The following is a 25,213-nucleotide window of genomic DNA, read 5'->3' on the forward strand; positions in this document are numbered from 1 at the left end:
AAGGGTTCCTTCAGAAATTTAAAGCTTAAAGATGAAAAATAATAAAAGCAATTGAGAGGTATTCTCTCAATTGCTTTTGTCTCCAGTCTGGCCTCGACTTTACTTTCATTACGCGTATATTTTTCCCAACTAATAGGCTTAATAAATATTCCGTTGCCAAAATCTTTGTTGTGCAATGGCGTCTACAAATTTTTTAGAAAAATCCTTATTCCCAGTTGCTAAAACAATACCTGGCCCTACATTGGCATTCGACATATTGAAAAACGTTGTACCTGTAACGGCAAATCCAATCGGTTTGTAATGACGATATGCCTCATTAATGTAATTTACGATATGTGTATTAAATTTAGCTTGATTACTTGCCTTTACACCCACCACATATAACGAGTCAAATAATACGGCATCGGTTGTAATAAAGGTGTCGCTTGCCGTTAATTGAACACCATTATTTCCAGTCACAACTCCTAGTCGATCAGAAATAATGCTGTAGCGCACCCCCTGCCTTGTTAAATATTTTAATACCTCCCCTACCTCATTCGCATCGAATCCATCACCAATTAAAACACCTACCCTAAGTGTATAAGGTAATTTAATGGTATTGGCTTGACTAAGTGCGGGTGAAGAGGCTGTTACCTTGGACTGTTCGCCACTAGGAGGGTTAACACCCACATTTTCAGCAACAGTTGTAGCCATTGCTTTATCTACGTGAACAAACATATCTACAACTTGTTGTCGCACAGATTTACTCTTGACTTTTCCAACCTCAAAGCTAAAAGCATCTATAATGTGCTGTTTTTCAGGAGGGGACATACTGTTCCAAAAGAGTCTAGCTTGTGAAAAGTGATCGTCAAAGGATTTACTACGTGCCCTTGTGATTCGCCCTTCAACCTTTTCTTCATAATGAACATATCCTCCCTCCCTTGCAGTGGATGTTGCAGGTGTATTATTGGCTAATGAATTTTTATGATAGCTTACTCTTCCTAGATTAATTGCCTGTCGACTAAAACCATTACGTTGATTATTATGCACAGGACAAAGAGGGCGATTTATAGGGATTTCTGTAAAGTTTGGACCCCCTAAACGTATTAACTGTGTATCTAAATAGGAGAAGAGTCGACCTTGTAATAGTGGATCATTGGTAAAGTCAATGCCTGGTACAACATTTCCTGGATGGAAGGCAACTTGCTCAGTTTCAGCAAATACATTATCCACATTGCGATTTAAGGTCATTTTTCCAATTATTTTTACGGGTATCAGTTCTTCTGGCCAAAGTTTTGTGGCATCTAAAATATCGAAATCGAATTTAAATTCGTCTTCTGGCTCAAGTATTTGCACCCCTAACTCAAACTCTGGATAATCTCCAATTTCAATGGCCTCCCATAAATCCCGTCGCTGAAAATCTGTGTCCTTCCCAGCTATTATCTGAGCTTCATCCCAAACTAGTGAATGCACACCTAGTACAGGCTTCCAATGAAACTTCACAAATCTTGATCTTCCTCTATCATTAACAAAACGGAATGTATGCACCCCGAAACCCTCCATCATACGGAAGCTTCTAGGTATTGTTCGATCTGACATATGCCACATAATCATATGTGCAATCTCCTGATTGTTCGCCACAAAATCCCAAAACGTATCATGGGCAGAGGCAGCTTGTGGCATCTCATTATGCGGCTCAGGCTTTACTGCATGAATTAAATCTGGGAACTTAATGGCATCCTGAATAAAAAAGACTGGAATATTATTGCCTACTAAATCATAATTTCCTTCATCCGTGTAAAATTTAGTTGCAAATCCCCGTACATCACGAGCCGTATCCATTGAACCTAAACTACCTACCACTGTCGAAAACCTGACAAACACTGGCGTTTTCTTTTTCGGGTCTTGCAAAAATTTCGCCTTCGTATACTCTCTCATCGACTCATACAATTCGAATTCACCATGTGCAGCAAAACCTCTAGCATGCACGACACGTTCCGGAATTCGTTCGTGGTCAAAATGTGTAATTTTTTCTCGAAGATGAAAATCCTCCATAATTGTCGGACCACGGACTCCTGCTTTTAAGGAATCCTCATCGTTTGACACTCTAAGACCCTGATTCGTAGTCATTTTTGTGCCTTCGTTCTCTACACGAAATGGCTCTAGTTGCTGATCCTTGGCATTTTCCTCTATATTTTTGCGTTGATTCGAATTTGGCTTATCCACGCAATCCCCTTTCATACTATTACTGATTTCGCTCAATAGACACTATATGTTTGTTTGGATTAAACATGCATTTATTTGACAATCTATTTCCACTAAAGTAAAGAGTAGGACCCCTACGTCACAAAAAGAACCTACCGTTTTTAAAATATGTATCGTATCATTTCATGTATGTTACAGTAAGGGTTGTCACGGCTCTCCGAACTACGAAGAGCCATCATGTCTGTACAATTTTTAATCGCTACTTCATGACGTAATGCAATGGGGGCAATAATCGTCTCATCAGCCTTATGACGGAAATATCGGCTCACACCGAGGTGTTGTTCCATTTTGTCATTTAAGACGGCACGTGGATATTTTTCCGAGCTATCCACTTCCTCAAAATGCAAAAGTAACCACAATTCAAAAGCCTCATTAGAATAGGCAATTTGAATCTCTTTTTCCTCACAAAATTGATTTACTTCCTCCAATTGCTTTTCTGTTAAATCATCCTTATCAAAAACAATCCAGACCTCATCAAAATATTGATAACTAGAATCCCGATAAGCATGTTGAGCAAGCTTGATGGCAGATCGTTTAACATTTTTTATTTTGACACTCACCATTTTAGAGCGCTTCAAAATACGTAGCTGTTCAAAATAAATACGCTCCGTTTCACCTTCACAATAAATTAAAATAGTTTTCCGCAGTGTTCGGTTTCCTTGTTGACGTACTCTCACTGCTCAGATACCTCCGCTTCTTCTAAATATTGTTCAGATAAATATTCATTAATAACGGGCGTTGCGCCAAATTCTCCTTTTAAATAACGTTTTGCATAAGAAAGGTCGCCACGCTTTTTTTGCAAGTCTGCAAAATCAAATAAAGAATAGAGCTCAGATTCATTTTTAAAGGTTTTATTAACAAACCAAATTTGATCAGAACGCAATGGCTGATCCAATAACTCTATTTCATGACTCGTCACGACAAATTGATTACTCGTATTACGTTTACTATTCATGATTGCCATTAGAAATTCGCAAATTGATACATGAAAAGCTGTATCGAATTCATCAATAAAAATAGTTTTTCCTTTATTATAAGCATCTACCATCACACAAGCTAAATGCAACATGCGCACTGTACCTTTAGAATCCATCGTCCAATTGATCGTCTCGTTTCCGATGGGCACACCCGATTCATCAAATGATAAATAATGTAGGTCAATATCAACTTCTTGAATGACCTCAGGGCTGTCAAATTCGTAGCCAATGGTATTTTTTTCTCTGCGCTCCACACGTCTTGCCGTGACATCTTGAATTGAAAAATCGGCAATTTTAAGAAGTTTGATGACCTCTTTTTTAAAGGGCTCCTCTTCAAGTTTACGAATTAGAGGATGACTTGATAACCGATTCGCTTCATCTAGAAACAGCATTTTATGTAAAAACCAATCGAATACCTTTAACGCGTCTGAATCATTAAAAACATGTAGCACTGATATAAAGGCTGTATTATTCCGCGTATATTTTGTTAATTCCTGTGCAGTCGAATGAGCTGTTTCATACGAATAATCCACACCATCCCATCGTCGGACAAAAAGCTCTTCCTTCAAATTATGAGTTGTCTTGTGAAGACGCTCATATAGAATGATGGAAGCATTGTACTGAATTTCATACTCATACAAAGCACCGTCCAAAAATAATGAAATCATAAATTCTGTTGGTTGGCCCTGCTGACTTCCTAGCTTGAATGGTTGATAAGGCAGGCGTAATTGTTTAACATTGTTTAAATTCTCAAAATTAAAGAGTAAGGTTCTCAAAACTTTAAGCGCGGTAAATAGATTGGATTTACCACTTCCATTCGGCCCAAAAATAAATGCACTTTTCACGACACGAAGTGAATCATCCAACGGTATGGTATGGGTATCCTTCCATTTTCGTAGACGACTTCCTGCTACCATTGAAAATAATGTATCCTCTTTATAGCTTAGACAATTGTTCACTCTAAAATCTACAAGCATATGTAAGCCTCCGTCCACATCCATTTCTTTAATGAATTATTATACTATAGACATAGAAAAAGACATATTACACTGTGTAATATGCCGAATCCTCTATATAGTTAAATTTCCGCCAATTTATCAACTTGTAAAGCATTCAACGTACGTTCAATTCCCTCTGCAAAAGAAATTTTGGGTCTCCAACCAATTGCATTGGCTAATTTGTCATTATTTAAAAATGAATGTTCAATATCTCCTTCTCGTGCGGGTGCATATTGAATTTCAAGTGGATGATTTAAATGCTGAAGCAACAAAATCACTTGATGAAGAGACCACGCTTCATTTGTGGACACATTATAGATACCTTGTAATCTTGAATGGACACCGGCATAAATGGCATCTGCAATATCATCGACGTAAATAAAGTCACGTGTCTGTTCACCATCACCATAAATTGTAAAGGGTCTTCCCTCCATGCTACTCTTTAACATACTTGGGATGACAGCAGCTTCACCTTGCATTTGTTGTCTTGGACCGAAAACATTGGCGAATCTGTAAATAAGGATAGGTAACCGATAATCCTTTTGCCATTTTTCACAATAGGTTTCCCCTATGCTCTTGTTTAGCCCATACATTGATATAGGTTCGCACACATCTGTTTCTTCTAGTGGCGGATAGTGACTATTTCCATACACAGCAGCTGAGGAGGCAAAAACAAAATGCTTTACCTTATATTTAGATGATAAAAAGAGCATTTGACTTAGCCCAACAATATTCGTCAAAATATCCTTTACTGGCTCCTGTAAGGATTGTTGAACACTCGTTTGTGCTGCACAATGAATGACCACATCGAAATGTGTCTCTTTAAAAAGGTGCTCACAAACCTCATCCTCCACATTTAAAAGATAAGATTTATGCTCAAAATCAACATTCCGTAAGTGACCTGTACTTAAATTATCAATAATATAAACAGATGCACCTTCTTCAAAAAAACGCCTACCTACTGCACTGCCAATAAAACCATAGCCACCTGTCACTAATACATTCATCCTATCGCCCCCAAAAACAATATGATGATTTATATGCAGAATTTGCTAAAAATATGCAAAAAACATACTCAATGGAATTAATTTACAAAATATCATTACTAGAATATTTCTTAAGAACATACCTTTTTTTGGACATATAAAAAGCATGCTTGAATATACCTTCAAGCATGCAAGAAAATCTCTTTATTAAGCTGGGTTAATTTCTAACTCAACTGATACTTTAATATCTTTACCTACAAGTACTCCACCAGTTTCTAAGGCTGCATTCCAAGTTAAACCAAAGTCTTCGCGATTGATAGTTGTTTCAGCTTCAAAACCATATACTTCTTGCCCCCAAGGATTAGTACCCTTGCCATTAAATTCTGTATCAAATGTTACTGATTTTGTTACACCTTTAATAGTTAAGTCTCCTGTTACTGAATATTCATCGCTAGATTTTTTAGTAATGTCTGTTGATTTAAACGTAATTGTTGGATATTGTTCAGCATCAAAAAAATCCGCTGCTTTTAAATGGTTATCACGATCTTCACTACGTGTATTAATACTTGCTGGATCAATAGTAAAGCTAATGTTAGCAGTTGTTAAGTCTGCAAGATCTGCCGCCTCAATGTCCGCTGTGTATTTATCAAATACACCTTTCACTTTTGATACCATCATGTGTTTTACTTGAAAGTTAATTGCTGAGTGCCCTAAATCAATATTCCATTTTGCCATTTTAAAATTCCTCCAATAAGTTGATTTTATCTCGATTTCGAGATATATTTTAAAATATGAAGCAACTACATGAATTATGTTACCCAACATTGATTAGGCTAAACATTTGTAGTTACTTATCTTTTTGTACTACTTTGGTTATGAAAAGTAATTGATTACTTTATGTAACTTACTATATATTAATAATTAAATTACGTCAAGTAATTTAATTATTTTTTGTTAAAAGTTCTTTTTGAAATTTGAAATATTCAATTTACGATTTCGAACAAGCATAGGTTTGTCCACATTAGCCATAAATAAAGCATAACGTTAAAGAGTTTTTATGTATCATCCTTTGTCTATCAAAATTCATGATCGTATCAGGATTTTTTTTCATCCATTTGTTATATAATTCTGCGAAGAGGACTTGGAGGTATGAGGTATGAAAATCAATAGAATGGATCATGTGAGCATAAACGTGAATGATCTTTCAGAGGCTAAAGCATTTTTTCTTGAGCTAGGGCTTGAAGTGAAAGCAGAATGGGAATTACAAGGAGAACTGCTGAGCCGAATTGTAGGGCTTAATTATGCAAAAACGGCATGTGTAGGATTGGGGATGCCTGATGGTCAGACATGGATAGAGCTAGTGAAATTTTACTCGCCTTCTGATGAAAAAGGTATACAGCCAACTTTTGCAAATACGCTTGGAATCCGACATATTTGCTTTAATGTTGAAAATATTGAAGGTATTATTGCTAAATTGAAAAAAAGGGGTACAAAAATTTTTAGTGAGATACAGCAATATGAAGAAAGTTATAAATTATGTTACGTGCGTGGTCCTGAGGGCATTATTTTAGAGTTGGCGGAGAAAATCCAATAAAAAAGGCTAAAAAGATGGAGAACCTTGACAGTAAAGGTTCTCCTCAATAAAAAGAAAGTCAAGCTCTATTTATTCACCACGTTTTACTAATTTACCCTGAACAACAAAGCGGTGATCGTCACTCATCACTGAATCCTTACAGGTAGACAATGTCAGGATTTTATCACCGGGACTTATAGCGACATCCATTTGTATGGATGATCGCTTTTGAATTTCCTCTAGAAATTGCTTATAAGCTCCGTCACTTGTAAAATCCGTTTCAATATAGTAGAAATCAATAGTTGTCTCATATGCTGCAAATACCTCGATATCATACCCTTCATATAAGGTATCTAAATAAATAATGGGATGGTCATTCGCGTAGTCTTGCTTTAAGTAATTTTTTAGACTGCCAAACATCGTATTATTTTTCATAGCATGACCATATAAAACTGTATTTTGACTCATAGAAACAATATTATTTCGATAATCCATAAAGACACTGCCTGCACGACTTTCCTCGTCTCTAAAATTATGATTTAAATAAAAATCATTATTGTCAGCTTGTAGTACTGGATTATTTAACTTTGTTCCATCCACTGAAATCCATCCTACAATTTGACGGTTCATTGCTAATAAATCTTGGAATTGAGGTCTTATCGTTGAAGGAGCTTGAGTTTCTTCCTCTTGATTTACAGGCTGATCTTCAATAGTGCTTAATGTAGCTTGATATATATCCTGCACTTCCTTCAGCGATTTTGATGTCTCATAGTACGTATATAGATACTTTGCTAGGGAAAATGCAGAAAATAAAAATATTGCTACATATAGAAATGTGACAAACTTTGACGCCTTCTTTTTCATCCCATCACCATTCATATCCCCATTGGCATCATATAATAGCCAAGTTGTGGATCTTCATTAAATACCGCGTTAACCCCATATACCTCTTTAATAACATCTTTCGTAATTACATCACGTGGGGTACCTTCTGCGAATATTTTACCATCCTTCATTAAAATAATATGGTTACTATAGCGAATAGCTTGATTAATATCGTGTAGCACCATGATAATCGTTAAGCCGTGCTGCTCGTTTAATGTTTTGACAAGCTCTAATAATTCTAGCTGATAATAAATATCCAAATATGTTGTCGGCTCATCCAAGCATAGTATTTCTGATTGTTGTGCCAAAGCCATAGCAATCCAGACACGTTGCCGCTCCCCACCTGATAACGCCTCTAAATTTGTTGAACTCTTTTGTTGTAAATTTGTACAAGCCAGTGCCCATTCAATGGCTTTTGCATCTCCCTCATTGTCCTTTTTCAGCAATGTTTGGTGGGGAAGACGACCAAAACCGACTAATTTTTCAATTGTTAAATCTTTCGGTATATCGTTTTGCTGATATACTATGGCTAGTTTTTTAGCAAATTCCTTAGGCTTATAATCTAGTAAGTCTTTATTTTCTAACAGGACATTTCCTGATTTAGGTGAATGCAGGCGAGAGATGACACTTAATAAAGTTGATTTCCCACAGCCGTTCGGACCAATTATTGTTGTAATTTTGCCTTTTGTAATTGATGTGGAAACACCATTTAAATGATTACGTGTATTATCATGCGATACAATAATGTCTTGTATATTCATGCTTGTCACTCTTTTCGTAATAAGAATATTAGGAAGGGTCCACCGATAATGGCCATAATGGTGGACGCCGGGATTTCAAGTGGTGCAACAATTGTACGTCCAATTGTATCTGCTAATAAGATTAGTAATGCTCCTGCCAATGCTGTAAACGGAATAAGCACAGCATGATCATGGCCAACTAATCTGCGAGCAATATGAGGTACTAAAAGACCCACAAATGAAATAACTCCTGCAACAACAACTGAAACAGCTGCTAGTAAGACAGCCACTGCTGCAATTAATAACCGTGCTCGCACAACTTGAAATCCTAAGCTTTTAACAGTTTTGTCTTGTAATACGAGTAAATTACACCAACTATATAAAGCAAGAGAACCTATTAATCCGATTGAACCATATGTCACAATTGTTGAAACATCTTTCCATGTTCGCATGGTTAGATTAGAACCAATAACACTGGATGCGGACATATTTAAGGAGCCGCCTAAGCTAATCATAGCCTCGGTTAAGCCTGTAAACATAGCGTTAATCGCTATCCCTACTAAAATCAATTTGAGCGGGCTTAAGCCAGATTTCCAAGATAATGCAAAGACAAGCGTACAGGCTAAGGCTCCACCCATAAATGCTAACACGGGTGTCATAAAAAATAATGTGGGGAAAAAGGCAACAATAAACAATTGGACAAATGCTGCACCCGAAGATATTCCGATAATCCCTGCATCTGCCAATGGGTTACGCATCACCGATTGTAAAAGCACCCCAGAAACTGAAAGGGCGGCACCTGCAAATAATGCCACAATGATACGTGGGAAGCGTAAATCACGAATAGCCTCCATTTGACTATTCCCCTCATTAAATAATGCCCCTATAAACTCAAAAAAGCCCATTTTAATGCTACCTGTTGATGCTGAATAAATCACTGTCACCAGTAATAAAAAAATTACAAGTAAAAAACTGACGATTCTTTTTGTCATATCGGACTTCCTTTTTCTTTTTTTATTCCATATAGGATAAGAAAAACGCTCTATGACGAGTAAAAATACTGATCATACGAGCGACATTCGAGTTACTATTTACGATAGAAAATTTCCATCAGCTGTCCTAAAGCCTGTGGTACCTGCAAGGAGGATGTCGTCCCGAATAATTCTTCCTCTAAATCATAGACTTTACCGTTTTTCACTGCATCGAAATGTTTCCAAATATCATTAGTTTTAAACTCTTCATCAAACATTTCTACAACCTCATCGGGCATGCCATGTGATAAGCGCAAAATAATATCCGGATTGCTATTATGAAGATATTCCGTATTAGAAGATAGATATTCTGCATCTTGCCCTTCCATTACATTGATACCCCCTGCTCGTTTGACAAGATCCCCGGCATAGGAATTTTCTGTTGCTACTAGATAACTCCCTGGTATACCTAGTAAAATTAATACGCGAGGACCTTCTTTATTCGCAGCTACGTTTTGGACTGCCTCGATATTCTTCTGTAGATCTTTTACTAATGCATCGGCTTGAGCTTCACGATCATAGCGTTTTCCTAGAGATGTTATCTCCTTTAGCATGGCATCAACGCTTTGGAAATTAAGAAAATCAACAGGAATATTAAGTTGTTTAAATTTATCCTGTAAATCGTATTCTAAAGTGGAAACGGATAATACTTCTGTTGGATTTAATGACTTAACAATTTCCATATCTGGCTCCATCGCATTACCGATTGTTGGCAGACCATCAAAACGCTTTGCTAATTGCTTTTCTGTTTCAGGTACAGCGATTGCATCAAGCTCCAGCTTATCAAGGATATCCGCTACCACTACAGTCCCAGCAATAATACGTTGCTCACTATCTTCTGTTACCTGTTCTTTATCAGTAACTGTCTCTTTTTTTTCTGTTTGATCGCTGCTACTACATGCAGCAAGAATTAGTGATAGTAATGTCAGCAACAGTACCTTCATTTTCCAATCTTTTTTCATTGTGTCATCCCCCACTTATTTCTGCTCAGTCAACTAAATTTTTGGTTTTCCTAATACGCTTAATCAGTAACCATCCTGATACAAGACAAATAACGATTAGCCCAATAATTTTTACGAAGTTTAACGGCTCCATTTGCTGATCTGCAGTCGATTTTTTTACTACTTTTGTTTCCGTAGTTTCCTCATTTGTTTTGCTGTCCTCTAATGCTTCTTCTAAAGCTTCATCAGTTGGTTCATCAAGTGTACGATCAAATGTTAATTTTTCTTCCTTTGGTATAAGCAAGGGTGTTTGAATAGCTGGTAATGTCTGTGTGGCATTGCTAGAAACATTCTCTTTACTTATTTGTATTGGTGGCTTTTGTACCTGCTCCTGTTGCTCCGTTTCCACCGACTTGTCACGTACGACTTGCGTAGTAGGTTTTTCGTTCGTGGGTTTTTGTAAAAGCAATGAAACCTGCTTTTGATTGAATACTAGCTGAACATAATATTGATGATGATAAGAAATGTCAGGAATATCAATCTTTACCCACATTCTTAACGGCTGTGTTAAGTCCTCAACCTCAAATTCCACCATGCGTACATTATCTAAAAGAGAAACTTGCTTTGGTTCAATCTGATTTCCCTTATCATCTATCTGTAGACCTGTCACCCAAGCTGATTGTAAAATAGTCATTTGCGCATAGTATCTACCATCCTTTTCAATAACCTTTGCGATTGGCTTCACATAGTTATTCATAATAGAAGGTTCATTTTTACCATCCGCTAATAATACATAGTCCACTGCCCATTCTTGGCCTTTTGTTTCTTCTACAACTAAGTTTTCAGCTTCATCCGTTTTGTTTTCTTCCTGAGGAACATTCGGAGTAAGTCCCGCTATCTCTATTCGCAGCTCTTGAGTGAACGAAAAATAAGATTCTTCAGCTGCAAGCTCCACATTGCCCTTTATAACAATCGGGTCTTGTAATGCCAAAACATCAAACTGAACTAAATTTTCTATATCTTGAGTCAAAGAAATTTCATTGCCAAGCTGTTCGATATGTATGTCGCGTACAGAATATGATTGTTCAAGTGCCAAAGTTAATTGATACTGACCATCCTTTACGGTGAGAGTTGCTTTATGTTTAAAAAGATTTCCTTCAAACCCTTCAATAGGAGAAAAACTTAGTTCAACTTGATAACTACCATCTATTATGCCAAGGTTCTCAGCTTTTGCTTGCATAAGAATGGATGGAGGGAAAACAAGCAATAAAACTGCCAAAACAGCCGAAATACAAATGTGCTTTTTTATGATTGTCATTGCATGGTCTCCTCCCATTTTAAACACATAGGAACTTCCTTCCCCATAAAATATGAGAAAGGAAGTTGCTGTAAAAATCCTTATTATTTATTCATGTATTGCAATGAGCCATTTAAAATTTTCGCCATATGTGAACGTTTTAATGGACTGTTGGCATCAATAACTGTTTTGCCATCAGCAGTTGGAGAACCAGTCATTACTTTACCTGCATATAGAAGTGCAAAGGCTTTTTTTGCTTCTTCGTCTTTCACTTTTGCTCCATCAGCATAGTAAGAAAGACCTGTGTCACCAAAGCTCATTTCTTTTCCTGCTACATGTGTTATTGTGCGATAGATCATGACAGCTGCTTGTTGACGAGTAAGTGTATCATTTGGATTGAAGTTTGTCGCTTTTTTAACAATGCCTGCTTCAGCTAATGCATTAATAGCTTGAACAGCTTCCGCACTAAGCTTACCTGTATCTTTAAATCCAGCATCTTTTGTAGAAGATACGTTCAATGAACGTGCCACCATTAAAGCAAATTGAGAACGTGTAATGTTGTCATTTGGTCTAAAATTGTCTTGTGCCTTCACAATTCCTAAGCTGTAAAGTGATAGGATGGCATCTTTATTCGCATCTTTACTAATGTCCTTAAATGGATTGATAACTGGTTTCACTGCACCTTCCACAGCAAAGCTAAATTGTACTGTATGATTCGAATCATACTTCACACCTTGGGCTGGTTCATTTACAACGATGTGTAATTGAGCACTTACCAGTTTCTTCAAATCTTTAACTTCAAATGAATATGTGCGTGAATTTGTTGCATCGTCTTCTTTCACTAAAGTTGCTTCTTTCCCCTCTACAGTGAAACCTTTTACATATTGACCTTGAGGGAATGTCATTGTCACAACATTTTTACCGTCTTTTACAGTAACTCCTACTTTTGGTGCGATATATTGTTTCATCATCGACTCTTCTGTTGTACCATCTTTGTAAACAGTGACAGCAACTTCATTCACTTTCACTTCTTCTTTTACTTCTTTCACTGCTTTTAGATCAAAATCATACCATTTATCCATATTTGCGGAAGGAACAACTACATGGATTTTTGCTGATTTAACTTCATCAACAACCACAGGGAAACTGTATGTAATAGTACCGTCGTTATTTTTTACTTCTTTAGCATCTAAAAATGTATCGCCTTGTTTTGTTTGTAGACCTGCAATCATTGGTGCAGATTTAGCAGTGATTGTTAATTGAGCTTCAAATTTACCGTCTTTTTCAACGATTGTTCCTTGTGGTACTAAATGAGAACTAATTGCAGGCTGTGCTTCTGTCGTACCTGTTTTAAAAATTTGGAAATTAATAACTGAATCCGTTTTAGCAGCTTTCGTTGTTTCTGCCTTCACTTCTGTATTTGTTGTTACTAATTCTGCCGCAGATGCAAAGGAAGGAACTGTAAGAGATGCTGCTAACAATGAAGCTAGTACTATTTTAGTTGCACGTGATTGACGTTTTTTAGCCATTTTATTGACCCTCCGTTTTTGTTTGTAGTTTTTTTCTATAAAGTAAAAATGCTGACCCCACTAACGCAACGATTAATAGATAAGGTGTTGCATCATCTGTTTGTGGATTGGGCACTTGACTTCCAGTTGTAGTTGCTGAAGAAGTAGGTTGAGATTTACTGGATTCTGTCTGTTGAGTAGAAGCAGTCGCTGTATTTGCAATTGATGTGGCATCAAATACAAGTGATACACTGTATTCATGATGATAATTGATATCATCAATATCAATTTTCATCGCTGTTACTACAGGTTTTGTTAGGTCTTTAACAGTGAATTGTACCGTTCGTGTATCTGCAGCTTGATCTTCACTTACTACAGTTGCTCCACCTGGTGGTTGAAATTTCGTAATCCATGCACTGTTTTTTAATGTAATTTGTACTACAGCAGTACCATTCTTCACCGTCACTTTAGCCGGTTTTACAAAATAATCATTAGCAATGGATGCGGAATTACTTTCAGGTTTATTGACCTGATATTTTATCGAATGAGTGCCATCAGCCAGCTGAGCAGATGCTTGCGTTAACCCGAAGTTAACGAAAAAAATACTAACAAGCATGATCAACATGAGCATTTTCTTCATGTGTTGCACGCCTCCCTTAGTCATAATAAAACATCCTAATTGATAGATTCACTTCCATGTAAACGAAAATAATTCTCAATTACGATTCTACTCCCAAGAATAATCGTTACTGCCAGTCAATGTCAACTATTAATCCAAATTCGTCCTCAATATGTCAAATTTTCCTCCTAATAAAAAGAATATCACCAAAATTTGGTGATACTCTCGCTCATCATTTTATTTAGCAAACATCTCTAAAATACCAATCAATAATAATAACCATCCTGAAATAGCTGTTGAATGCCTGCCAATAAACGTTTTGGCGAGCAACGCCCCACATTGACTGCCTACTCCCACCGTAACAAAAGAAAAGACACCGATGGAAATTACTGTCCATATTGCAGAGATGCCATTTGCTCCAATGGCAATGCCCCCTGCCAAGCAATTAGCTGACAATACAAAACCGAGTGCCATTGCCTCTCGAGTTGAGATCACTAAATTTTTATCTTCATCAAAAAGCTCAGGGTTCCCTGCTATCCGCTGTTTAGAAAAGTTATTGGACATCAAGGTCCATATGCCTATAACGCATAATAGTAAACTTCCTAATAAATTGGCAGTATGCGGTGAAATGTATTCAACAACAGTGCTGCCAGCTGTTACAGCGACATATGTGACAATCATTGACATGCCAGCGATCACTGCATTCGATAAAATAGGGATTTTAACTTGCTTGACACCATAAGCAAGCCCAATCCCCAAATTGTCTAGATTTGCAGCAATCCCTATTAGAATAATAGTAATCCAGTGCATACTAAGCCTCCTCAAAACCCAGTCTCCATTTTCACCTATCATATGTAATCGAGTTAAAAATCTATGGGCTTCTTAGTCCCTTATTCAGCACCTTTTCCATGATTCATTCTTCATTTTATTGCATGAGTTACAGGAAACCTCTATTTGACAAAAGTAACAACTTGTATATAAAATTAAGTTGTTACTTATTGATATTTATTAATTTTCACTAAGAGTTAAGGAATTATTGAAAGGGGAATATGATGAGATATTCAAAAGTATGGAAGATAGGATTTGTTTTTTCATGCCTACTACTATTAGCTGCATGTGGTTCTGCAGATGCTGGTACGAAAGATAAAAAAGAAATTAACTTGGCGTATGTTGAATGGGATACAGAGGTTGCTTCTACTCATGTGGTAGGACAAGTATTAGAAAATTTAGGATATGATGTAACACTAACACCATTAGACAATGGCATCATGTGGGAGGCACTTGCGAACGGTGAGGTTGACGGTATGGTATCTGCCTGGTTACCGCAAACACATGCTCCTCAAGTAGAGAAATACAAAGATAAAATTGAGAATTTAGGCGAAAACCTTACTGGTGCTAAAATTGGCTTAGTCGTTCCAAGTTATATGGATGTTAATTCAATTGAAGACTTAACAACTCAAGCCAATAAAACAATTACAGGCATTGAACCAGGGGCTAATATGATGGCTACAACCGAAAATGCCTATAAGGAATATCCCAATTTAGAAGGTTGGAATGTTTTAACCTCTTCAGCCGGTGCCATGACCGCAGCCCTTAGTCAAGCCATTTCAAACCATGATGAAATCATTATTACAGGTTGGTCACCCCACTGGATCTTTAATGCCTACGATTTAAAATATTTAGAAGACCCTAAAGGTTTATATGGTACAGAAGAATATATTGGTACATTCGCTCGTAAAGGATTAAAAGAAGATGCATCTGAGGCGTATGATGTCCTAGATCGTTTCTATTGGACTGCCGAAGATATTGAAAGTGTGATGTTTGATATTATGGAAGGTATGAGTGCTACGGAAGCAGCCAAGAAATGGATTAACGACAATCAAGATAAAGTAGCTGACTGGACAAAAGACGGGAAGTCATCATAAATGAAAAAATCCATTTACTCATCACTAGTAAATGGATTTTCTAATTATAATGGACTACTTACAACTGTAATCCTCCTTTTAGAAGTGATCACCTTGAAACTAGTTTTAAATTGTGACCCCTGTGCTGTCGATCAAGTGCAAGTTCATTCCACCAATAACTAACACTCCTTTACAATCAATACTAAATGGGGAAAAGTTGATGGGAACGAAGGGGAACTTCTGCGGAAAACACAACTAAAACTTTTTAAAGTTTGTCTACGGTATTGAAACATTAGGCTATTCTACTATCTTTACTCTTTTTTGAACAGGGGGCCCTAATGAATAAGAATTAACCATTCTTATTCACCATCTTCATGGCTATGAATTTATTTACACTTCTTAACTTTTTTCACCCTAACATTTATTATTACTAGTAATGGTAGAAAATTTTAAAGCACGTTTGATTATATATTTTTACGAATTTTTCCCGTATGACTTTTCAGTTAAATGTTTTACTATATATCGAAAGAAAAGGAGTCTTTCATGAACTTAAATCTCAAAGCATTGTTTCCTTCCTATCGTTATTATCGTTCCAAGCCAACTCAACTATCAAATGACTGTCATATTTTTTACCATCACGAAACTAAGGAATGGTTCTCTATCTCAAAGCATGAGGTTTCACACCGGGACTACGAATGGCTGACGGTTTTTTATACTGAAGTTACTTCGTCACTATTTCAAGCCTCGGATATATGGTATGAATTTATTTACTCAAATGGTGACATGCCATCCAAATTAACCTTTAAGAAAGCACGTGTTATTCAAATAACTTTTATAAACGAAAACCCTCCTTTAGAAGCATTAAAAGAAGCGCTATACAATTTTTTTCAGGAAAATACGATATTCATTCAAGTTGCTACTAATCACTTTTTACTTATTGAACCTGAAAACTGTTCCATAAATGAGAGGGAAGATTTACTTGCCCTTATTCGTACGATTGAAGTAGATTTTTATGTCCGCATCCATTTATATGTAGGAGAATTTTATGTAATCGATCAAAGTTTTCCAGTTAAATTCCAAAGAGAAGCACAATGGTTCAAAGAATGCTTACATTTAAGAACTGCTGAACCTTATTATTCATTTCAAACAATATTCCCTATTTTATTAACAGAACAATTGCCCACTTCTATTCTTAAATTTATTGAAGAGCAGATTATTCTACCTTTAAAGTCAGACAAGGAATTATTGGAAACAATTAAAACTTTTTGTGAATGTGGTTTCAATATTTCGTCGACATCCAAAAAATTACATATACATCGTAATACGCTTACCTATCGATTATTAAAGTTTCAAGAAATCACCAATATTACTATCAAAAATTTAGATGGTGTTATTCTTGTTTACTTTGCTAGTTATCTTTGGTCCTTTTTACAAAATGCACAAAATTAATTAACTGAAAATTATGCACATTAAACATTGGTTTTCTTCCTTACTTTATTTACACTGAATAAAAGAACAAAGGGGATTAAATATGGAGAAAATTGTACTTAATCATATTTATAAAATATACGATGGTGGTGTAACAGCTGTATCTGATTTTAATTTAACAGTTCAGGATCGAGAGTTTATTGTACTTGTTGGTCCTTCAGGTTGTGGAAAGTCAACAACATTACGTATGATAGCAGGGTTAGAGGAAATTTCGGAAGGCGATTTTTTAATTGATAACAGGAAAATGAATGATGTGCCATCTAAGGAACGTGATATAGCGATGGTGTTTCAAAACTATGCACTCTATCCACATATGACAGTATATGACAACATGGCATTTGGCTTAAAGCTTCGAAAATTTTCAAAACAAGAAATTAAAGAACGTGTTCACAACGCAGCAGCCATACTCGATTTAGAAAAGTATTTAGATCGTAAGCCTAAAGCTCTATCGGGTGGTCAGAGACAACGAGTTGCCCTTGGTCGAGCAATCGTCCGAGATGCAAATATTTTCTTAATGGACGAGCCATTGTCCAATTTAGATGCAAAGCTACGCGTGCAAATGCGTGCAGAAATTACTAAGCTTCATCGACGATTAAAAACAACGACAATTTACGTAACACATGACCAAACTGAAGCAATGACAATGGCAACACGCCTTGTTGTCATGAAGGATGGTATTGTTCAACAAATTGGTACGCCTGAAGAAGTATACAGATTACCTGAAAATAAATTTGTTGGTGGTTTTATAGGCTCACCATCAATGAACTTTTTTAAAGGGGTTTTCTATGAGGAAGGGATTCAATTAGGACCTATTACATTAACCATTCCAGCAGAAAAATCCAAATTATTATTAGAGCAAGGATACTTACAAAAAGAATTGATTCTTGGCATTCGTCCTGAACATATATATGAAAAATCTTCTGTCATTTCTGAGCCATTCTTCTCAGCTATTGAAGCAAATGTTGATGTATCCGAATTAACAGGTGCTGAGCTTATGCTACATGCACAGTTAAATGGACAGCCTTATATTGCACGTGTAAACTCTGATACCAAAATTACTCAGGGCCAATTAGCACACCTACTTTTTGATATGTCACGAGCTCATTTCTTTGACTTAGAAACAGAGCAACGCATTCGTTAGAATAATAGACAAGTATAAGCCTCATTGAAAAGGAAACAGACTACAACAAGTCTGTTTCTCTTTTTACAGTTTAATGTGCAATCAACCTCACTAATTTCAGATTAACCGTTCTATTTGACAGTTAGTTATTCTCCTCTACCATTCATGACATTTACGTACTAAAAACATACAAATGTAAAAGACCCAATTTCTCTATATAGGGGATAGAAAGAAGTTGGGTCTTTTTATGAAATTTTTATCGATGTAATTTCCCATTTTACTAATCGCACCACTGTTTTTTATTACTTCATTGCTGCACCATACAGACCTGCCTCAGCTTTCCGAATACTACTCTCTATAATTTGCTCTTTCCCTTCAAAAGGCGTACGTAACAAACGTTGCTGAATGACCTCTTTAATCTGCTCGATGATTTTCGGCTGATGATTAAAAAAACCTCCGCCTAATACGATGCAGTGTGGATCAAGCATTAAAATCATTTGGTGTAACTGTTTTTCCATGCAATCAATAATTTGCTGCAACACCTTCTCCATGATAGGGTCACCCTTGTAATAGAGCTCCATCATATCTTTTAATCGAATAGCTGAATTTCCTAGTAATACTCTTCCCAGCTTTTCTATAGCTGGCCCAGCGACACTTTCCTCTAACGTTTCACCAGCATGACCGACAATATTAAACCCTATTTCACCAGCTAATCCTGTTCCTCGTAAAAATTCACCATTAACGATGGTACAACAAGATATCCCTGTACTTAATGTTACATATACCATCGTTTCCTTCTGAAATCTTCTAGCATTATACTCTCCCCAGGCTGCCATATGCACATCGTTATCCATCATAATCTGTGCATGGGGAAAAAATTCAACTAAGCGTTCACAAATCGGAAAGTTACGCCACGGTATATTATTTTGATAGATGGCTAGACCTTTTTGAACATCAACAATACCAGGTAAACCAATGCTTACCTTAGAGATATCTTTAAAAGAGAGCTTCTTCTCCATACAGAGCAACTCAAAGCTGTTGATTAAACAATGGAATAAAGCGTCTCTAGTTGAAATATCACTTGGTACCTCTCTTTTAATTAAGAGCTGCTGGTGTTGGCTGAATAAAGCTGTGGCTAACTTTGTCCCACCAACATCGGCTACTAAAATATGACTCATCTTTTCATCACCAGTTTTCCACACAGGATTCACTTAAATTCAAAATTATCAGAAAGTAAAAGATAGAAATATATCTATTACCTATGGAAGAGTCTACTATTATGAAAGTTTGACGACTTGTGTTAAATTACGTGGTTTATCGGGATTACGCCCTTTAAATATGGCATGCTGATAAGCTAAAAGTTGGAAGTAAGGAACCGCTTCAACAAGGCGATTTACATCATCTACTTCTGCAGATAGCTTAAAAATTAAATCTGCTTCTAATTCTTCAGAAGCTATACCGATAATAACAACGAAGCCTCCAAGCTTTTGAATATCCTTCACTAATGCCTGATCATATTCCTTCGTTTCATTTTGTGTAAATATAATAACAACCGTTTCCTGATCGACAATAGAAATTGGACCATGTCGGAATTCTAAATTTGAGTAACTTTCACATTCCGTTTGGGTCATTTCCTTCAGCTTTAATGTTGCTTCTTTAGCCAACCCATTAAAAACACCTGACCCTAAAAAAATAAAGCGCTTTATGGAAGCATCTTCAGTCACCTGCGTTAACTGCTGTCCATTGCCTAATGCTGAATGCACAAGAGCGGGGATTTTCTCTAATTGTTCCAGCATATCCGCTCTTCCACTAATTTTCGTAGCATATAATTGCAAGGCATATAGCATATTAGAAAATGATTGTGTCATGACCACGCTTTTTTCTGATATATGATTTAAAGCAATCAATTCATCTGTTAATTTTGCCATAGGTGTGTCACCATTACATGTTACTGCCATAGTACGTATATTTTTAGCATCCTTCAAATGCTCTAAGGACATAATGATTTCCGAAGTTGTCCCCGATCGTGAAATTCCAATAATAAGATACTTTTTATTCTTTAATATAAAAGTGTCTGTGTGTAAAAATAACTCAGATGCTGGTACCGCAATGGCAAATTCTCCCGTAACGGCTTGATAATACCGCGCTGCTGCAATGGCTAAATAATAGGATGTTCCACATCCAGTGAAAAGCACTACATCTACAGCTTTTTCATTGAAAGTAATTAATTGAACAGTGTCCTTTGTTCTTTCTAACTTTTGTCCTTGTGCCATAATCTCATTGTATGTGTACATAACCAAATCCCTACTTCTCTTATATTTTAGTTATTTGTATCTCATCGATAAGCTTTTCCACATTTTTTCTTTGGACTTTTGCAATTTCATTATGTGCTGCATTCGCTGAGCCACAGGCAACAGCCCATTTGTATGCCTCTGTATGGTCTGCACCATGTGAGAGCTTATAAATAAGTCCTCCTAAAAAGGCATCACCACTTCCTACTGTATTGACCACATTTATCGATGGTGCATTCACTTTGTAAACCCCTGACGGATGAACAAATAGAGCGCCTTGCTCGCCCAATGAAAAACATACATGCTCAATGCCCATTTTTTGTAATTTTACACCAGTATGAACTAAGTCTTCCTGAGTCAAAGCAGACCTACCGATTAATTGAGCAATTTCATCCTTATTAGGCTTAATGATGAAAGGTATTGCCGTAATACCCTTTTTCAAAGCATCGCCACTTGTATCAAGTGCGACTCTAATACCTTTTTCCTTTAATAATTTGATAATCGTTGCATATGCCGTTTTCTGTATACCTTGGGGTAGGCTTCCTGACAATACAAAATAGGTAGCATGTTCCGCTTGTGTTTCAATCCAGCTTAACATTTTTATCCACTCTTGTTCATGAATTGTAGGTCCTACCTCTAACAACTCGCTCATTTCCTTCGTTTGCTGATTAATAATCGTTAAACAAATCCGGCTTTCCTCCACTATTTGTACGAAATCAGTTTGGAGATTTTCCTCCTGTAAAAGCTCGGCTATTTTACTACCATTTAATCCACCAACGAAACCGCCAATACTCACTTCACCACCAAGTGATGCAATAACACGAGCTACGTTAACCCCTTTTCCACCACCTTGTTGTGACTTCTGTAACACACGATTTGTCTGACCAATCATTAAAGAGTCCAGCTCATATACTTGGTCAATGGCTGCGTTTAAGGTTAAAGTAGTAATCATTTTTGTAACATCACAATCTTTTGCTCTACTAATTTAATTAAAGATTCCCGTGCTGGAAGGAAATACTTTCTTGGATCATTTTCTGTTGGATAATCCTTAAAATAAGCTCTTAATTCTTCAGCAAATAAGTCTTTAAGCTCCGTAGAAAAATTTACTTTCGCAATTCCATATTTCAAAGATTTACGCACATCCTCTTCTGGCACCCCCGAGGCTCCATGCATAACTAATGGAATATTAGTAGAACAATGGATTTCCTGTAAAAGCTCAAATAACAATTTTGGCTTTTCCCGGTACTTACCATGTGCCGTACCGAAAGCGGGGGCAAACGAATGGATTCCCGTAACCTTCACAAAATGCTCAGCTTGCTTAGGGTCAGTAAAGAATGCATTCTCTTCCTTTACGCTTACACTATCCTCGACACCACCAATTGTTCCAAGCTCTGCCTCAACTGGCACATTTACCGCACTTGCAGCTTCAACTACTTTTTTTACTAATAAAATATTTTCCTCATAAGGTAAGGAAGATCCATCAATCATCACAGAGGTGTAGCCTGCCCGTAAACATTCCATCACAATATGATAAGATTCGCCATGATCCAAATGTAATGCCACCGGTACTTTTGCCTGTTCCGCTGCTGTTTTTGCTAGCGCAATTAGATAAGGCATCTCTACATATTTATAAGTACTTGAAGTTGTTTGCAAAATTACAGGTGCACCCACTTTTTCTGCCCCAGCTATTACAGCTTTAATCACTTCTAAATTATGTGCTCCAAAAGCACCGATTGCATAATTATTTTTATAAGCATCTTCCAACATATCTTTAGTTGTCACTAATGGCATAATAGAATTCCTCCCTCAATGGGTTGTTGGTATAATCTATAACAAAAATAAATGAAGCAAACTATTAAATTTTAATTTAATTCCGTATAAAAACGGCAACGATCTCCTCTAACAATCGAAATACAGAACTCCACTGGTTTCCCTGAAGTGTCAAACGCAGTCCGCTCCAGTAATAAAGCTGGTTTTCCAGCCTCTGTTTTCAATAAAGATGCTTCATCTTTCTTGATAAGGACAGGTTCAAAGGCTTCTCTCGCCCTTACAACAATAATGTTAAAACGTTCGGCTAATAAACTGTATAAGGACGAAGACGTTACTTCTCGTAATATTTCAATATCCTTAATTAGGCTTAATGGTAAAAAAGATGATTCCAAAATAATCGGCTCATTATCTGCAAATCGTAAACGCTTCATTTCTACAACTTGTTCGTTTTCCTCTAATGCTAAATTAGTTCTAACCTTCATTGATGGATATACCTTCTGTATTTCTAATACTTCATCTTTTTGATTAAATCCCTTTTCTTGAATCATGCGACTAAAGCTATAAAACCCTCCAAGAGATTGTTCAAGTCTAGGCTTGCAAACAAAGGTCCCTTTCCCTTGAATCCGATATAATTTCTCTTCCTTTACTAATTCCTCTATTGCCTTTTTTACTGTATTTCGACTAACACGGAACATCTCCATCAATTGATTTTCCGAGTCAATTTTATCTCCTGGTTTCCATTCACCTGATTGAATTTTCCCAAATAAAATTTGTTTCAGTTGATGATATAATGGGATTACACTAGATTGATCTAATAAATGCATCTTTTTTCCTTCCTTCTCTAGGTTTTGTAATCAATATACCATCTATATAATAGGATGCCTATTGATATATCAATCCTTTTCAAAGGCAAGAATCCCTAAGCAAAAAGTTTTCTCTACTTCCCCTTCCTCATTCAACCAAACAATATCTGCGTCTTTTCCTAGTGCAATAGACCCTTTACGATTGTCCATGCCTAAATGCTCTGCTTGATTTAAGGAAACAACACGTAATTGCTCAGCAAGTGAAAGTGTAAGCCATTCTTCTATGTTCTTTCTTGCCGCATTCATATTCAATACACTTCCTGCTAAGGAACCTGTTTTACGTTGAATACATTGATTATTCATTACTTCTACTTCATTACCACCTAAATGATACATACCATCTGGCATCCCCTTTGCACGCATACCATCTGTAATGACGAGCAAACGATTCAAGCCTGTCAGTTTATAAACCATTGGTAGTAAATCTTTATGAACATGTATATTATCTGGAATTATTTCCACATACACATCTTCTGATAAAAGTACTGCTCCAACAACACCTGGATCACGATGATGCAGTCCACTCATGCCATTAAATAGGTGTGTTGCATGATTAATACCAGCTTTTAATGCATGTTGTGCTGTATCATAGTCAGCATTAGAGTGACCAATAGATGCAATAACCCCTTTACTAGTTAATTCGTGTAGTAATTCAAAACTGCTGTCTTCCTCTGGCGCAAATGTGACAATACGAATCGAATGATGAGACTTATTATACAGGTCATTAAATTGTTGCACATTTGGTTTTAAAATATATGCTTCGGATTGTGCCCCTTTTTTTAATTGACTAATAAATGGACCTTCTAAATGAATTCCTAACATCTCAGGTACTGCTGTCGGTTGGTTTTTATAATAATAGGCAAGTGCCTCAACAGCAGCTTCAATCTCCGTCATAGAGCCTGTCATCGTTGTGGCTAAAAAAGCAGTTATTCCCTCACTGGCTAAATACTTTGCAATTCTCGAATAACAAATATAGTCCGCATCCATAAAATCATGGCCTACAGCACCATGTATATGGATATCGATCATTCCAGGGATAATATAGCCTCTTTGCTGACAGTCAATTACATTCTCTATTAAAGCGAGGGTAGGGCAATTAGCCATATGATCAATTACTGTAATTTTCCCTTCCGACATTACTAGGAATCCGTTATTGATAATTTGATTTTCCATCACGATATTCGCATTAATAATCCATATTTTATTCATGAGGTTATCCCTCTCTCAACAGAGTAATGTGGTAGATTAGTATGTTTCTCTACTTCGCTCTCATTCTTAAATATATGGGATGACATCCACGTTAAAAATAATGCAGCTAAACTAACACCGAAAAACGGTATTAAGCCAGGCAACCAGCTATACACTTTATAAAGAATTACAAGCCCTACAATATTGCTAATCATTTGTAATGGATACGCAATACTAAATATGATTGAAGCAGCAAAGTAGCGTAGTGTTGGCAAATTATAATGGGAGAATAGTTGAAATATATTTACGACAATCATACCGAAAAGTATACAAATAGAAATAAACGCTGTTAGTAACAGTAGACCTTGTAAGCCATGAAACGTTAAAATGATTTGAAAATTAATCGTTAAAAAGTAGCCAACACACAGTAGAATCATACCTATTTTATTGGATGGAATAAATTCAGCTTTATATGTATTCCAATAGATTTTGACTAATCGTTTTAAATCATCTTCTCCTTGTAGCCTTTTACGTAAAGTAGTAAACATGGCAACAGTCGCTGGGGCTACTCCAAATAACAACAATCCTAATAAAGCTAAGCCTGTCCATAGTAACTGTAACACCGCTAACAATGTGATCCACTCTACAAACCAGTATAGTTTACCTTTCCACCCTTCCAATTCCATGTCCATTACCTCCCTACGATAACGCATTCCTAAATATTTTCTTTTTATACACTCCCTACATCCATCATTGAAGGTCGAACAAGAGAGTGTCACATAAGCCCAGT

The 25,213-nt window shown here is 36.5% G+C and carries 24 protein-coding genes; 4 read left to right on the top strand and 20 right to left on the bottom strand.

Features of this window, described 5'->3' with window-relative positions; translation table 11 throughout:
- Positions 1-138 precede the first annotated feature (138 nt).
- From AC3CH7_RS06360 to AC3CH7_RS06380, 5 genes are all read right to left on the bottom strand, one after another.
- The gene (locus tag AC3CH7_RS06360) at positions 139-2,220 is read right to left on the bottom strand and encodes a catalase (protein WP_012293009.1); all 2,082 of its coding nucleotides are present in this window, start codon (positions 2,218-2,220) and stop codon (positions 139-141) included.
- A gap of 125 nt (positions 2,221-2,345) precedes the next feature.
- Complete coding sequence (locus AC3CH7_RS06365; RefSeq protein WP_012293008.1) at positions 2,346-2,921, bottom strand: RloB family protein; 576 nt, start codon at positions 2,919-2,921, stop codon at positions 2,346-2,348.
- A complete protein-coding gene (locus AC3CH7_RS06370) occupies positions 2,918-4,198 on the bottom strand; it encodes an AAA family ATPase (RefSeq protein WP_036160870.1) in 1,281 nt (426 codons plus the stop codon). Before AC3CH7_RS06370 ends, AC3CH7_RS06365 begins: the two co-directional genes overlap by 4 nt.
- Before the next feature lie 101 nt (positions 4,199-4,299).
- The gene (locus AC3CH7_RS06375; RefSeq protein WP_012293006.1) at positions 4,300-5,226 is read right to left on the bottom strand and encodes an NAD-dependent epimerase/dehydratase family protein; all 927 of its coding nucleotides are present in this window, start codon (positions 5,224-5,226) and stop codon (positions 4,300-4,302) included.
- 186 nt (positions 5,227-5,412) lie between these two features.
- Positions 5,413-5,940: a YceI family protein gene (locus AC3CH7_RS06380; protein ID WP_025113709.1), complete on the bottom strand. Its 528-nt coding sequence runs from the start codon at positions 5,938-5,940 to the stop codon at positions 5,413-5,415.
- Positions 5,941-6,361: 421 nt separating this feature from the next.
- Between AC3CH7_RS06380 and AC3CH7_RS06385 the strand changes: the two genes are divergently transcribed.
- Entirely contained in the window at positions 6,362-6,799 is a 438-nt protein-coding gene (locus AC3CH7_RS06385) for a VOC family protein (RefSeq protein ID WP_031418796.1), read from the top strand.
- A 69-nt stretch (positions 6,800-6,868) separates the two neighbouring features.
- Here the strand turns inward: AC3CH7_RS06385 and srtB are convergent, their stop codons facing one another.
- From srtB to AC3CH7_RS06425, 8 genes are all read right to left on the bottom strand, one after another.
- Complete coding sequence (srtB, locus tag AC3CH7_RS06390) at positions 6,869-7,657, bottom strand: class B sortase (RefSeq protein WP_197223815.1); 789 nt, start codon at positions 7,655-7,657, stop codon at positions 6,869-6,871.
- Positions 7,654-8,424, bottom strand: a complete 771-nt coding sequence (locus AC3CH7_RS06395; protein WP_099805009.1) for an ABC transporter ATP-binding protein — start codon at positions 8,422-8,424, stop codon at positions 7,654-7,656. The genes srtB and AC3CH7_RS06395 overlap by 4 nt, the downstream gene beginning before the upstream one ends.
- A 5-nt stretch (positions 8,425-8,429) precedes the next feature.
- Positions 8,430-9,395 (bottom strand): FecCD family ABC transporter permease, encoded by a 966-nt coding sequence (locus tag AC3CH7_RS06400; RefSeq protein WP_012293001.1) that lies wholly within the window; start codon positions 9,393-9,395, stop codon positions 8,430-8,432.
- 95 nt (positions 9,396-9,490) lie between these two features.
- Positions 9,491-10,396: a heme ABC transporter substrate-binding protein IsdE gene (gene isdE / locus AC3CH7_RS06405; RefSeq protein WP_289449361.1), complete on the bottom strand. Its 906-nt coding sequence runs from the start codon at positions 10,394-10,396 to the stop codon at positions 9,491-9,493.
- A gap of 25 nt (positions 10,397-10,421) precedes the next feature.
- Positions 10,422-11,693, bottom strand: a complete 1,272-nt coding sequence (locus AC3CH7_RS06410) for an NEAT domain-containing protein (protein WP_236249605.1) — start codon at positions 11,691-11,693, stop codon at positions 10,422-10,424.
- 83 nt (positions 11,694-11,776) lie between these two features.
- Complete coding sequence (locus AC3CH7_RS06415; RefSeq protein ID WP_099805007.1) at positions 11,777-13,201, bottom strand: NEAT domain-containing protein; 1,425 nt, start codon at positions 13,199-13,201, stop codon at positions 11,777-11,779.
- A gap of 1 nt (position 13,202) precedes the next feature.
- The gene (gene isdC, locus AC3CH7_RS06420) at positions 13,203-13,820 is read right to left on the bottom strand and encodes a heme uptake protein IsdC (RefSeq protein WP_031418787.1); all 618 of its coding nucleotides are present in this window, start codon (positions 13,818-13,820) and stop codon (positions 13,203-13,205) included.
- Between the two features lie 216 nt (positions 13,821-14,036).
- Positions 14,037-14,609 (bottom strand): manganese efflux pump, encoded by a 573-nt coding sequence (locus AC3CH7_RS06425; RefSeq protein ID WP_012292996.1) that lies wholly within the window; start codon positions 14,607-14,609, stop codon positions 14,037-14,039.
- A 242-nt stretch (positions 14,610-14,851) separates the two neighbouring features.
- Here AC3CH7_RS06425 and AC3CH7_RS06430 point away from each other — a divergent pair, with 242 nt between their 5' ends.
- The 3 genes from AC3CH7_RS06430 to AC3CH7_RS06440 all read left to right on the top strand — a co-directional run bounded on the left by AC3CH7_RS06430 (position 14,852) and on the right by AC3CH7_RS06440 (position 18,332).
- Positions 14,852-15,724 (top strand): glycine betaine ABC transporter substrate-binding protein, encoded by an 873-nt coding sequence (locus tag AC3CH7_RS06430; protein ID WP_031418785.1) that lies wholly within the window; start codon positions 14,852-14,854, stop codon positions 15,722-15,724.
- A gap of 522 nt (positions 15,725-16,246) precedes the next feature.
- The gene (locus AC3CH7_RS06435) at positions 16,247-17,152 is read left to right on the top strand and encodes a PucR family transcriptional regulator (RefSeq protein WP_036167274.1); all 906 of its coding nucleotides are present in this window, start codon (positions 16,247-16,249) and stop codon (positions 17,150-17,152) included.
- 82 nt (positions 17,153-17,234) lie between these two features.
- Positions 17,235-18,332, top strand: coding sequence for an ABC transporter ATP-binding protein (locus tag AC3CH7_RS06440; RefSeq protein WP_012292993.1), 1,098 nt, complete (start codon positions 17,235-17,237; stop codon positions 18,330-18,332).
- A 281-nt stretch (positions 18,333-18,613) separates the two neighbouring features.
- Here AC3CH7_RS06440 and AC3CH7_RS06445 read toward each other — a convergent pair whose 3' ends face one another.
- The 7 genes from AC3CH7_RS06445 to AC3CH7_RS06475 all read right to left on the bottom strand — a co-directional run bounded on the left by AC3CH7_RS06445 (position 18,614) and on the right by AC3CH7_RS06475 (position 25,109).
- Positions 18,614-19,489 carry an ROK family protein gene (locus AC3CH7_RS06445; protein WP_200990939.1) on the bottom strand — a complete coding sequence of 292 codons (876 nt, stop codon included), beginning with the start codon at positions 19,487-19,489 and terminating at the stop codon, positions 18,614-18,616.
- A gap of 99 nt (positions 19,490-19,588) precedes the next feature.
- Positions 19,589-20,605: an SIS domain-containing protein gene (locus tag AC3CH7_RS06450; RefSeq protein WP_227256905.1), complete on the bottom strand. Its 1,017-nt coding sequence runs from the start codon at positions 20,603-20,605 to the stop codon at positions 19,589-19,591.
- A 19-nt stretch (positions 20,606-20,624) separates the two neighbouring features.
- Positions 20,625-21,554 carry a 1-phosphofructokinase gene (gene pfkB, locus AC3CH7_RS06455; RefSeq protein WP_012292990.1) on the bottom strand — a complete coding sequence of 310 codons (930 nt, stop codon included), beginning with the start codon at positions 21,552-21,554 and terminating at the stop codon, positions 20,625-20,627.
- Positions 21,551-22,393, bottom strand: a complete 843-nt coding sequence (locus AC3CH7_RS06460) for a class II fructose-bisphosphate aldolase (protein ID WP_012292989.1) — start codon at positions 22,391-22,393, stop codon at positions 21,551-21,553. The genes pfkB and AC3CH7_RS06460 overlap by 4 nt, the downstream gene beginning before the upstream one ends.
- Before the next feature lie 71 nt (positions 22,394-22,464).
- Positions 22,465-23,196: a GntR family transcriptional regulator gene (locus AC3CH7_RS06465; RefSeq protein WP_031418781.1), complete on the bottom strand. Its 732-nt coding sequence runs from the start codon at positions 23,194-23,196 to the stop codon at positions 22,465-22,467.
- A 69-nt stretch (positions 23,197-23,265) separates the two neighbouring features.
- Positions 23,266-24,444, bottom strand: a complete 1,179-nt coding sequence (gene nagA / locus AC3CH7_RS06470; protein ID WP_012292987.1) for an N-acetylglucosamine-6-phosphate deacetylase — start codon at positions 24,442-24,444, stop codon at positions 23,266-23,268.
- Entirely contained in the window at positions 24,441-25,109 is a 669-nt protein-coding gene (locus AC3CH7_RS06475) for a YesL family protein (RefSeq protein WP_012292986.1), read from the bottom strand. The genes nagA and AC3CH7_RS06475 overlap by 4 nt, the downstream gene beginning before the upstream one ends.
- Positions 25,110-25,213 lie beyond the last annotated feature (104 nt).

The organism is Lysinibacillus sp. F12 (assembly GCF_057773605.1).